This is a genomic window from Ferdinandcohnia sp. Marseille-Q9671 (assembly GCF_976954385.1).
In genome coordinates, this window is sequence record NZ_CDRJTA010000001.1 from 447,061 (window position 1) to 459,418 (window position 12,358).

At 37.3% G+C, this 12,358-nt stretch carries 12 protein-coding genes; 3 read left to right on the forward strand and 9 right to left on the reverse strand.

Features of this window, described 5'->3' with window-relative positions; all coding sequences use genetic code 11:
- Positions 1-80 precede the first annotated feature (80 nt).
- Positions 81-1,541, reverse strand: a complete 1,461-nt coding sequence (locus tag ACWNMY_RS02405) for a protein adenylyltransferase SelO (RefSeq protein ID WP_449536690.1) — start codon at positions 1,539-1,541, stop codon at positions 81-83.
- A 41-nt stretch (positions 1,542-1,582) separates the two neighbouring features.
- Positions 1,583-2,455: a TetR/AcrR family transcriptional regulator gene (locus ACWNMY_RS02410; protein ID WP_449536691.1), complete on the reverse strand. Its 873-nt coding sequence runs from the start codon at positions 2,453-2,455 to the stop codon at positions 1,583-1,585.
- Between the two features lie 192 nt (positions 2,456-2,647).
- Here ACWNMY_RS02410 and ACWNMY_RS02415 point away from each other — a divergent pair, with 192 nt between their 5' ends.
- On the forward strand, positions 2,648-4,114 hold the full coding sequence (locus ACWNMY_RS02415; protein WP_449538371.1) for a DHA2 family efflux MFS transporter permease subunit: 1,467 nt from the start codon (positions 2,648-2,650) through the stop codon (positions 4,112-4,114).
- A gap of 228 nt (positions 4,115-4,342) precedes the next feature.
- On the opposite strand, the gene ACWNMY_RS02420 is transcribed toward ACWNMY_RS02415, so the two are convergent.
- From ACWNMY_RS02420 to ACWNMY_RS02450, 7 genes are all read right to left on the reverse strand, one after another.
- Positions 4,343-4,543: a cold-shock protein gene (locus ACWNMY_RS02420; RefSeq protein WP_449536692.1), complete on the reverse strand. Its 201-nt coding sequence runs from the start codon at positions 4,541-4,543 to the stop codon at positions 4,343-4,345.
- A gap of 139 nt (positions 4,544-4,682) precedes the next feature.
- The gene (locus ACWNMY_RS02425) at positions 4,683-4,889 is read right to left on the reverse strand and encodes a cold-shock protein (RefSeq protein ID WP_449536693.1); all 207 of its coding nucleotides are present in this window, start codon (positions 4,887-4,889) and stop codon (positions 4,683-4,685) included.
- Between the two features lie 260 nt (positions 4,890-5,149).
- Positions 5,150-6,112 carry an ABC transporter ATP-binding protein gene (locus ACWNMY_RS02430; RefSeq protein ID WP_449536694.1) on the reverse strand — a complete coding sequence of 321 codons (963 nt, stop codon included), beginning with the start codon at positions 6,110-6,112 and terminating at the stop codon, positions 5,150-5,152.
- A gap of 14 nt (positions 6,113-6,126) precedes the next feature.
- A complete protein-coding gene (locus tag ACWNMY_RS02435; RefSeq protein WP_449536695.1) occupies positions 6,127-7,125 on the reverse strand; it encodes an ABC transporter ATP-binding protein in 999 nt (332 codons plus the stop codon).
- A gap of 17 nt (positions 7,126-7,142) precedes the next feature.
- Complete coding sequence (locus ACWNMY_RS02440; RefSeq protein WP_449536696.1) at positions 7,143-8,072, reverse strand: ABC transporter permease; 930 nt, start codon at positions 8,070-8,072, stop codon at positions 7,143-7,145.
- Positions 8,069-8,998, reverse strand: a complete 930-nt coding sequence (locus ACWNMY_RS02445; protein ID WP_449536697.1) for an ABC transporter permease — start codon at positions 8,996-8,998, stop codon at positions 8,069-8,071. Before ACWNMY_RS02445 ends, ACWNMY_RS02440 begins: the two co-directional genes overlap by 4 nt.
- A gap of 103 nt (positions 8,999-9,101) precedes the next feature.
- Positions 9,102-10,787 (reverse strand): peptide ABC transporter substrate-binding protein, encoded by a 1,686-nt coding sequence (locus tag ACWNMY_RS02450; RefSeq protein WP_449536698.1) that lies wholly within the window; start codon positions 10,785-10,787, stop codon positions 9,102-9,104.
- 255 nt (positions 10,788-11,042) lie between these two features.
- On the opposite strand from ACWNMY_RS02450, the gene ACWNMY_RS02455 reads away from it, so the two are divergent.
- Together ACWNMY_RS02455 and ACWNMY_RS02460 are read left to right on the forward strand one after the other, a co-directional pair.
- The gene (locus ACWNMY_RS02455) at positions 11,043-11,738 is read left to right on the forward strand and encodes a Crp/Fnr family transcriptional regulator (RefSeq protein WP_449536699.1); all 696 of its coding nucleotides are present in this window, start codon (positions 11,043-11,045) and stop codon (positions 11,736-11,738) included.
- Positions 11,739-11,855: 117 nt separating this feature from the next.
- Positions 11,856-12,329 carry an Hsp20/alpha crystallin family protein gene (locus ACWNMY_RS02460; RefSeq protein WP_449536700.1) on the forward strand — a complete coding sequence of 158 codons (474 nt, stop codon included), beginning with the start codon at positions 11,856-11,858 and terminating at the stop codon, positions 12,327-12,329.
- Positions 12,330-12,358: the final 29 nt, after the last annotated feature.

Sequence of the window (12,358 nt, forward strand, 5' to 3'; positions counted from 1 at the left end):
AGTAGCTTATAGAGTTCCCGAGGTTTCCACCATACAAAAAAGGCACATCTATTAATGATGTACCCTCTTTTAGACTGTAATTAAGTTCCACAAAAAGTTCGATAAGGTTTGTTCGTGTCCTCCGGAGGCTTTGCGTACTGCTCCTGCTCTGCAACATGTGAATAAGGGTTTTTCAGAACATCTAGCAGACGTTCCATAACCAGATAGTCTCCTTTTTCAGCTGCCTCAAGTGCTTCTTCCACACGGTGATTTCTTGGGATAATAGATGGATTCGAGTCGCGCATCCGCTCTTTTACAACTTCCTCAGAATCCTGTTGTCTCTTTAGTCTTTCTATCCATTTTTGATGCCACTTTTTAAATTCCTCCGCTTTAAACATATCTATTTTATCGAATTTGTCAAAAGTCAGAGCTACAAATGTATTTGTATAATCTGCAGAGTGAGTCTTCATCATTGTAAGAAGTTCTTCAATGAGCGTCTCATCCTCTTTTTCTTCATTCGTGAACCCAAGTTTTGCTCTCATTCCAGATAACCAATTCTCTCGATAAATGCCAATATATTTTGACATCTCAGTTTGAGCTAATTGAAGCGCCTGTTCCTCGTCTTGATGTAATAATGGTAATAAGCTTTCCGCAAATCTTGCAAGATTCCAGCCACCTATATACGGCTGTTTACCGTACGCATACCGTCCTTGCACATCAATCGAACTAAAGACCGTTTCAGGATCATATGAATCCATAAATGCACAAGGACCGTAATCAATTGTTTCTCCACTAATTGTCATATTATCAGTATTCATGACCCCATGTATAAAACCTACGAGCTGCCATTTAGCTATGAGATTTGCCTGGCGTTTGATAACCTCTCTAAGAAAAGAAAGGTATAGGTTGTCGTCATGTTTAATCTCCGGATAATGACGTTCAACTGTATATTCAGCAAGTATCTTAAGTTCATCCATTTTTTCCAACCCTGCTATATACTGAAATGTACCCACACGAATATGACTTGCAGCAACACGGGTAAGGATCGCTCCAGGGAGAACTTTCTCTCTATAAGTGGGTTCACCGGTTGTTACAACTGCTAGACTACGAGTAGTTGGGATACCAAGCCCGTGCATAGCCTCACTAATAATGTATTCTCGCAGCATAGGTCCCAACGCTGCACGACCATCACCACCCCGAGAATATGGCGTTTTACCTGCTCCTTTTAGTTGGATATCAAACCGCTCATCAGAGGGAGAAATCTGCTCGCCAAGAAGAACTGCCCGACCGTCTCCTAACATTGTAAAATGACCAAATTGATGCCCAGCGTATGCTTGAGCTAGAGGCTTTGCACCATTTGGAATTTGATTTCCGGAAAAGAATTCTACGCCATTGTCAGTCAAAGCATCACTATTCAATCCTAACGAAGATGCCAGTTGTTTATTTAGTATAACAACCTTCGGATCTCTCACTGGTGTTGGATCTGTTAGTGAAAATAATGTCTCAGGTAGTTTTGAAAAGCTGTTATCAAATTTCCAACCAATTTCATTCTGTGAAATCATAAACACCCCTTTTCAGTAGAATTTTTACTTCATTTTACGTATTACAACGTTCTTAGATAATACCAAACTTGATTCGTGAAAGTAGATATTTCTTGTTTTACTTGAGATTGTATAAAGGCTTGCTGAAATGGTTTAATCAAAGGTTGGAGAACACTCTTTCGAATGCGGTCACGTTTTAACTCTGAAACAATTGTGTCGAATAGATCTTGTTGGTCCGTAGTAAAGGTTGTCTTCTTTTCAAGATTCTTAGCCAGATTTAGTATTTCTTCAATAGATATAACCTTTTGATCAATTTTAGACTGAAAAAAGCGAAGTGCTGCTTCATCAAGCAATGTACCATCATCATGTATCATTTTTGGAATTATAACTTCCAAGTAGGAAAGCAGTACTTCTATAACCCGGTTAATGGATTGGGAACTATTTGTTATCTTTATTGTAAACAGAATATGCTGAAGCATTCCGTAAAATAAAATGGAGAGTTCAATTCCATATGGTCTTATTTCTTCTCCATACACTTCAATAAACCTACCTGCAAACCACTCTAGTTCATAGAACCGATCACGCATTACTAACTTTTTCAGTTCCACCTCATTTGAGCTTAAAATTGCCTCATATAAGGTGTGTAAATTTCGTTCTGCATTCAGTTGAATTAAAATAGAGATTTGTTCGATTAGTATATTACGATCTGTTTCATCCTTCCCAATCTGCATCTCCAATCGTAATTGGTTAGCATCATAACGTAAGCCTTCTAGTATTTCTGCAATACAATCATTTTTATTTGAAAAATAATTATAAAACGTTCCTTTGGAAATTTTTGCATGTTCAATAATATCTTGTATTGAAGTTTGTTGAAATCCCTTTTCTATAAATAATTTTAAAGCTATATTGGCGACATGTCTCCTACGCTTATTCATTTTTCCTCCATTATTACTTTCCCATTATCATATTATAATCCATTTATGAATATGTTGTACCCTGAGTATAAAAAAATTGCACAAATTGTACTTCTGGTATAAAATCATTCAAGTAAATAATAACATACTAATGAACCGAGGGGAAAAATATTGGATTCAACCTTACAACAACAAAATAAACCACCATATTTAATGTTAGCCATTTTATTTATAGGGGCATTTGTTTCTTTTCTAAATAACTCGTTACTAAACGTAGCCTTACCGTCAATCATGATAGATTTAGAAATTGAAAATTACTCTACTGTACAATGGCTTGCCACAGGTTATATGTTGGTCAGCGGAGTATTAATTCCAGCATCAGCCTTTCTAATTACACGTTTTTCAAACCGTAGTTTATTCATTACATCAATGGTGATATTCACCTTAGGTACTGCTATGGCGGCCTATGCCCCAAACTTTGGGGTGTTAATAGCTGGACGTATGGTCCAAGCAGCAGGTTCTTCAGTAATGGGACCTTTACTAATGAATATCATGCTTGTCAGTTTTCCGCGTGAAAAGCGCGGTACAGCTATGGGTATATTTGGATTAGTTATGATAACAGCTCCAGCAATTGGACCTACTTTATCTGGGTTTATTGTTGAAAATTATGACTGGCGCTTATTATTTGAAATGATCTTACCACTTTCCATTATTAGTCTAGCTTTAGCAATATGGAAATCAAAAAATGTGATGGAAGTTAATAAAAATGCAACGATTGATTCCTTATCAGTTGTCTTATCAACTTTAGGGTTTGGGGGATTGCTATACGGCTTTAGTTCCGTAAGCACTGATGGTTGGACAGATCCTTTAGTTATGTCTTCTATCCTAGTAGGCGTTGTTTCATTAACGATATTTATTTTGCGTCAATTACGAATAGATGAACCAATTCTTGATCTAAGAGTTTATAAATATCCTATGTTTGCGTTAGCTTCAGTGATTTCAATCGTAAATGCTGTGGCAATGTTTTCTGGAATGATTTTAACACCTGCTTATGTACAAAGTGTTCGTGGTATATCTCCACTTGATTCAGGGTTAATGATGCTACCGGGTGCAATTGTAATGGGGATTATGTCACCTATTACAGGAAAATTGTTTGATAAGTTTGGACCACGTCTATTATCAATAGTAGGTCTTGTTATTACAGCAATATCAACCTATCTCTTATCTGAATTACAAATTGATTCTTCTTACACATATATCGTTATGATCTATACACTCCGTATGTTAGGAATGTCGATGGTTATGATGCCAATTATGACAAATGGGTTAAATCAATTACCAACACGTTTGAATCCACATGGTACAGCTGTTAATAATACAGCTCAACAAGTTTCAGGATCTATTGGTACAGCGGTATTAGTAACGATTATGAATAGCGTTACTAAGACAGAAGCCGAAAGCTTAATGGCAAATGTTGATCCTACTACATTAACTGAGGCTTCCACAGCAATACTTGGTCAGCAGGCTCTTCTTGCAGGAATTCAATATTCATTTCTAGTAGCCTTTGTTATTAACTTAGTTGCACTCGTCTTATCATTCTTCATTAAACGAGTTGATGTAAGTTATGAAGCTGTTCAAGCTCTTGAAAAAACAGGTAAACATACCGAAGCAGTAACATAAATTACAACCCCCTAACCTATAGATCGGTCAGGGGGTTTCTTATTCATAGAACACATTTATGTACGTCAAGTTTTCAAATATATCGTTCATACACAGTTACGAAGACACCATCTATGTAAGGTTTCTTGTTAACAAAGGTAGCCCAATGCCTCTTCGCTTTCCATCCAACTCCACAAAAAAAACAGATTCTAAAATAGAATCTGTTTTTTACAGTTTATATATGGTTCATTATATTTTTTGAACATTAGCAGCTTGTGGTCCACGGCTACCGTCTTCGATATCGAAGCTAACCTCTTGACCTTCTTCTAACGTTTTGAACCCATCACCTTGGATTGCTGAGAAGTGTACAAATACATCATCTCCGCCTTCAACCTCAATAAATCCAAAGCCTTTTTCACTGTTAAACCATTTTACTTTTCCTTGTGCCATTTAACTTCCTCCTATGTAATGCAACAAAAAGTGTTGCAAGGTAATGCATGAATTATTATGTCCATAGAAAAAACATTTTATAACAAAATTTTATTGTTTTTATTTAAAATAGAAATTGTTGGAGGAAATAGACACAATCTTAAGCTAAAAAGCTTTTATTATGATTGTTTACAACCTGCAATAATCTTATATTCGTTTCCATTTCAGATCCACATAATGGACATCTTGGTTCCTGTGTGCTCTTAAAATTATCTCGTACCCATCCATTACACTCTTCCGCTGTGCATTCCCACACCTTCGTTTCTTCTGTTACAATTTCTTCGACTGGTCTTCTTCCAAAAGCCATTCAAATCATCTCCTTCGTTTTGGTTGGCACGAAACTTCAACAAGAAATCGATAATACAACAAAACAAAAAAAACTTACTATAAAAAGTATTTCTTTGTTCGCTTATAGGTTCAATAAGCGTAACTACGGCTAACTTGGCCATTTGGCTTACGTTAATGCCGAGCTTCCATTAGAAACTCTTTATAATAAGCATTATTATTAATGTATCTCTTGTATCAATAATTATACCACTTTCTACCTATATTTGTAAAACCCATGCATTACTCATCGTATAAATGGCAGGCAGTAAAATGAGAAGGCTTTACTTCCTTCCATCTCGGTACTTCGGTTGAACATTTCTCCATCGCATATTTACACCTAGTTCGAAACACACAACCTGAAGGTGGAGCTAAGGGGCTTGGTACCTCTCCTTCTAACACAATCCTTTCTCGCTTAACGAGTGGATCTGGGATAGGCACTGCAGACAGCAAAGCTTGTGAATACGGATGAAGTGGCTCGTCATATAAGGAATCACTATCCGAAAGTTCAACCATATGTCCCAAGTACATGACAAGAATACGATCCGAAATATACCTCACCATCGATAAATCATGCGCAATAAACAAATACGTTAAATCCATTTGTTCTTGAAGTTTTTTTAAAAGGTTGACTATTTGAGCCTGAATGGACACATCTAATGCTGAAATTGGTTCATCACACACTATAAATTTAGGATTAAGTGCCAGTGCCCTAGCAATTCCAATACGTTGCCTTTGTCCTCCGCTAAACTCATGCGGAAATCGATTTGCATGTTCCGGACTAAGTCCAACTAATTCTAAAAGCTCCTTAACTCGTTCTTTTCTCTTTTTTCCCTTTGCAAGGTGGTGAATATCCAATGGCTCACCAATAATATCTTCAATCTTCATTCTAGGATTAAGTGAAGCATATGGATCCTGAAAAATTATTTGAACATTTTTCCGAAGTTCGTTCATTTCTCTTGGGCTGAAATTATATATATTTTTCCCTTCAAAGAGAACCTCTCCTGCAGTTGGTTCCAGTAAACGAATAATCGTTTTTCCTGCTGTTGATTTTCCACAACCACTCTCACCGACAAGTCCAACTGTCTCTCCTTTGTTAATGATTAAATTTAAATCATCAACGGCCTTCAAAGGCTTGTTTTGGATTGGAAAGTATTTCTTAACATTCCTTATCTCAAGCAAAGTTGTTTCAGTTAACGAATCCACTTTTTGACTCCTCCTTAGCCGAATTTGTCACGTTTTTTAGCCATCGGATGGTTTAGCCAACAAGAACTATATTGTGTCGGGCTAACACCTTCAAATTCTGGTTTATGTTCTTTACAAATTTCCATCGCCATTTCACACCTTGGAAAAAATGAACATCCCCTCGGTGGATCTAGAAGGTCTGGAGGAGTACCTGTAATTGTTGAAAGTTTTTCTTGCCTATTCATGTCTAGACGAGGTACTGATTTTAATAATCCCCTCGTATATGGGTGTGTAGGATTTGTAAAAATCTCTTCCACACGGCCCGTTTCAACGATTTCACCTGCATACATAACAACTACTTTACTGCACATTTCAGCTACAACTCCAAGATCGTGTGTGATTAAGATAATAGATGTATTGGTCTTATCCTGAAGTTCCTTCATTAACTGCAGTATTTGAGCCTGTATCGTTACATCAAGTGCTGTTGTTGGTTCATCTGCAATTAATAACTTCGGTTCGCAAGCAAGGGCAATTGCTATCATTACCCTCTGTCTCATCCCACCCGAAAACTCATGCGGATATTGATTGATACGCTTCTCAGGTTGCGGGATACCTACCATTTCAAGCATTTTGATTGCATGGTCCATTGCTTTCTTTTTTGATACTTTTGTATGTCGAATGATACCTTCAGCAATTTGATTTCCTATTTTTGTAGTAGGATTTAAAGAAGTCATCGGATCCTGAAATATCATCCCGACCTCGTTCCCCCTAATTTTCCCCATGGCATTTTCCGACTTTTGTACAATGTTTTCTCCGTTTAACATAATCGAGCCTTTTTCAATCTTAGCCTGTGGTGACGGGAGTAAGCGCATAATTGATTTAGCCGTTACACTTTTTCCACACCCTGACTCACCGACAATTCCAACTGCTTCTCCCGTCTTAACTGAAAAAGAAACTCCCCTAACTGCTTTGACTTTTCCAGCGCTAGTATCAAATGATACATGTAGATCTTCAATGTCTAAAATATTCCCCATCTACTTTCCTCCTCTATCTATCTCCGCAATTTTGGATCGAGTGCATCCCTTAATCCATCCCCGAACACATTAAAAGCAAACATTGTTAGCGAGATTAGGAAAGCTGGAATAAATAGTTGATAGAAATTCCCAATTAAGATACTGCCAAGAGCATCATTTGCCATGGTTCCCCAACTCGCTTTCGGTGCTGGAATTCCAAGACCTAAAAAGCTCAGGGTAGCTTCAGCAAATATGGCAGTTGGTACCGTTAATGTAACATTTACTAAAATCGGCCCCATCGTGTTAGGAATCAAATGTCTTCTTAGAATCCAAGAGGTCTTCGCACCCATTGCATTCGCTGCCTGCACATATTCATATTCCTTTAGCTGCAATACCTGCCCGCGGACGAGTCTAGCCATTGGAATCCATCCTGTTATCGACATTGCAATAATAATTGCCCAAATCCCTCTTTCAAGTACGATCATGACTAAAATAACCATCAATAAATATGGAATCGCGTACAAGACCTCTGCAATTCTCATCATGATATTATCGGTCCTACCACCGCGAATACCAGAGATCCCTCCGTAGATAATCCCCACTGCAAAATCAATCATGGCTGCCATTAATCCGATAAATAAGGAAATTCGTGCTCCATACCATGCTCTTGTAAATAAATCTCTTCCAGATGCATCCGTACCGAACCAATGCTCAGCATTCGGACGCAAGTTTTTCTTTGTAAAATCCTGTTCATAATACGTATAGCCATTTAAATACGGGCCAATAATTGCCATTATCCCAATTAATACAATAATGATTAACCCTAACATTGCTAATTTATTTTCTAATAATCGTTTCCAAACATCTCCCCAGTAAGAAATGCTTGGTCTCGTAATTTTTTCGGCTTCCGCAAATTTCTGTTCAACTGGTGTAAACATGTCTTCTGTAAAATTTGGTTGATTTCTCATTTGCTCTCCCCCGATACCTTAATTCTTGGATCAATCCACGTATAAGCAATATCAACAATTAGAATGAAGAGAATGAGGATGGCAGAATAAAAAATAGTTGAACCAAGTATTACAGGGTAATCTCGATTAAAAATGCTAGTAACAAACATTTCTCCCATACCCGGAATACCAAAGATTTTTTCAATAATAAAGCTTCCTGTCACAATATTTGCGATTAAGATTCCTACAATGGTGACAACCGGCAAAATAGCATTTCGAATCGCATGCTTTAAAATAACTGCACCTTTTTTAAGACCTTTTGCCTTTGCGGTTAATATATAATCTTGACTCATCACCTCTAGCATACTCGACCTCATTAATCTTGCGATGAAGGCCATTGGCATCATAGCTAATGAAAGGGAAGGCAACACTGTATGAGACCAGGACTTCCAGGTTGCAACTGGGAACCACCTTAATTCAACAGCCAAATAATTAATTAGAAATGTTGCAAGTATAAAATTCGGGACGGAGATGCCGATGATGGCAAGAATCATAGAAGAGTAATCCGGCCATTTATTACGGTACAAAGCTGCAACAATCCCGAATAGCAATCCGAGAGGAATAGCAATAAGCAGGGCTTGTGTACCTAGATGTAAGGAAACAGGGAAGCCATTTATGATTAGATCATTAACTGTCAAGGAAGAGGATTTATACGATGGTCCAAAATCAAACTGTAAAATAGATTGTAAATAAAGTCCATATTGAACAAGAATAGGTTTGTCCAAATTATAATAGCTTTGAAGATTGTTATATACCGCCTCTGGCATTGTACCCTCTTGGGCAAATGGATTACCTGGGATACTGTGCATCAAAACGAACGTTAGTGTGATAATCACCCAAAGGGTAACAGCTGCCAAGACGATTCTCTTTCCAATATATTTAAGCATGTTATCCCCCTTATTTTAAAGGTTTGGCAACTCAAATCAGCCAGATCATGTTCAAGTGAAATCGGGGTATGCTTTTGGGGCATACCTCGATTCTACTAGTTAACTAGTTTTTTATATCTGCATAAATGAACTGAGGATAACTATTAATTGGTGTATAGATTCCAGTTACGTGTGGTTTCACAGTAAATGGCTTTGTATAGAAATAGACTGGAACGATTGGCATTTCATCCATTAAGATTTTTTCAGCTTCATGCATGGCTGTCATTCTTTCTTCTTGGTCCATCGTAGTTTTTGCAAGATTTACAAGTTCGTCATACTTAGCATTGCTCCAGTTTGCGTCATTGTATGGTCCATCGGTTACCCATAGATCCATAAATGTCATAGGATCTACATAGTCACCAACCCACCCCGCTCTTGATATTTGATAATCTCCCGCTTTTTCACGGTCAAGCTTTACCTGGAACTCGACGTTTTCTAATGTAATTTCTACACCTAGATTTTTACGCCACATTTCCTGAACTGCCTCTGCGATCATCTTATGACCTTCTGAAGTGTTGTAAGTTAACGTTACAGCAGGGAATGAATCTAATCCTTCTTCAGCTAATCCTTCTTCCATTAACTTCTTCGCTTCCTCAATATCAGCTTCAAACAGCTTACCTGTATTTTCTTGGAAGTCACCTGTAACATCAGGAATTCCTGGTGGTACTACAGAATAGGCTGGTGCTTGACCACCCTGTGCAACATGCTCAACAATTGTTTCGCGATCGATCGCCATTGATAATGCTTTTCTTATTTTTGCATTATTAAATGGCTTCTTTTCTGTATTTAAGTTGTAATAGTATACAGATAGGTCTGATCCAATCTGGAATTCAGGATTGTTCTCAGCCTTCAATTGACCAATTACATCCTGTGGAAGTGGATAGACTAAATCCAATTCATCAGACTGGTACATCTGCCAAGACGTATTCTCATCATCAATTATGACAAAATGAACTTCATCTAAATTGATTTTGTCTTTATCATAATAGTTTTCGTTCTTAGCTAGCTTCATGCTTTCTTTATGCTTCCATTCTGTTAGCTTAAAGGCACCATTTGACACATAGGAGTCTGCCTCTTGATACCAATTTGGATTTGCTTCCTGCACCGCTTTATTAATCGGATAATACGTGTAGAAAGAAGTTAAATCTAAGAAATATGGTGTTGGTTGTGCCAGTTTGACCTCCAATGTTGTATCATCCACTGCTTTTACACCAACAGCAGCTTCCAGTGCAGCTAGGTCAGCACCCTCTTCTGCCGAGTTGTATGCTTCTCCACCCTCTAAATAATAGAGTTGGTATGCGTACGTTGAAGCAGTTTCAGGATTTAGGGCATATTTCCACGCATATTCAAAGTCATGTGCCGTTACAGGGTCACCATTCGACCATTTCGCATCACTTCTGAGCTTAAAAGTCCACGTTAAACCATCCTCACTAGGCTCCCATGATTCAGCCATCCCAGGCACTATTTCCCCTTCAGGTGTCTTTTTGGTCAATCCCTCAAATGAGTGTTCGAGAATCCAAGAATCATGTGTTCCTTGTGCTGTACCTGGATGTAATGATCCTGGCTCTTCATTGTTATTCAGACGAAGAATCTTCGGTCCTGCTGTTTCCTCTTCATTTTCATTGCCTTCCTCACTTGGGTTAGTTGGCTTTTCTGGTTCATTTGTTGTTGAATCACCGCTAAAACAACCAGATAAAGCTAAAAAGATAGAAAGCAGCAATACCAAACTAAGTGATAGCTTTCTTTTCAAGTAATAGACCCCCTATACTATTTTTTAGAAATCATATGATTTCTACATTAAATCTATAAATAAAATCTCGAAAATATTACATTTGCTATAAATTTCTTTTAATTTTATGTATTACGTACTAGTTTCCCTTTCATACTTTAATACGACGTTCTTTTACTACGTTAAACAACCTAATAAGAATCTTTACAGGTCCTTTACCTTTAATCTAGCAGTTTGGTACACTAAAGCTACTAGCAAATATATGGAGTGAAATAGATGAATCGTATTGAGATCACAGAGGTTCTACGAACGGTACCACTTTTTAAAGAACTAACGAGTAACGAGCTGGAAGAAATGGTTAACATAGCCCAATATCGAAAGTATAAAAAGGGTTCACATGTATTTATGCAAGAGGATCCTCTTGAACATGTGTTTTTCATATACAATGGCAAGGTAAAAATATATAAAAATGATATAAATGGAAAAGAACAAATTGTGACTATTCAGAAAGATGGAGATATGTTCCCACATGTCGGATTTTTCCGTAAAGGAAATTACCCCGCATATTCATTGGTGTTGGAGGATACAATGGCAGTGGTTATTTCAATTTCACATTTTGAATCAGTACTGCTTCAACACCCCCAGGTTAGTATTAAACTATTTAGGGTGTTAGGAGAAAAAATAGTAGACCTACAAAACCGACTTGAGGCACAAATATTAAACAATACATATGAACAAATTATTAAATTAATGATGAGGTTATGTGAGACTGACGGACATGAAATGGCAAATGGCAAAAAGATGATTACAACCCAGTTTACGAACAAAGATCTAGCTAATATGATTGGAACCACTCGCGAAACAGTAAGCCGGACCTTGACAAAACTTAAGAAGAAACAATTAATAGAAGTAGATGAAAAAGGAAATATTATCGTCGATTCAGAAGCCATAGAAGATGAGTTATTTCTATAATAATAGCCAAGAACTGATCACACAGATGCTCAGTTCTTTTTTCATGCCCAAAATAAAAACATTTTTATATGAAGTGAATATAGTGAAAGTAGAAAATACGTCTAGGAGGAGATAACTGTGAAAGACGACAAGCCTGATAAACAAATACGCAAATACGAACCTGAACATTTTGGACCAATCATAAAGTCGATGAATGAATTCTTTACACAACAACCTGTAAAACGACTGCTCGATACCATTGATGAATTCTTTGATAAACCCTTCCCCTTCACTACTATTCCCATTGATATGTATGAGACAAAAACAGAACTCGTTATATCTGCAGACCTGCCTGGTGTAAAAAAGGAACAAATCGACATTGAATACTCCGATAGGTCTATCACCATTACGGTTAATCATGAAGAGGAATTGGAAGAAACAAACGAGAAAAAGCATTATTATGTAAAGAAACATAGCTATAATAAAGCATCTCGTACGGTCGCATTACCTTATCCCGTTCAATCTAAACAACTAAAGGCCACATATCAAAATGGTGTTTTAAACATTCGGATCCCCAAACAAAGAAAAAGAAAAATAGTAATCGACGAATAAGTAGAGTACGTCAAAGCGTACTCTTTTTT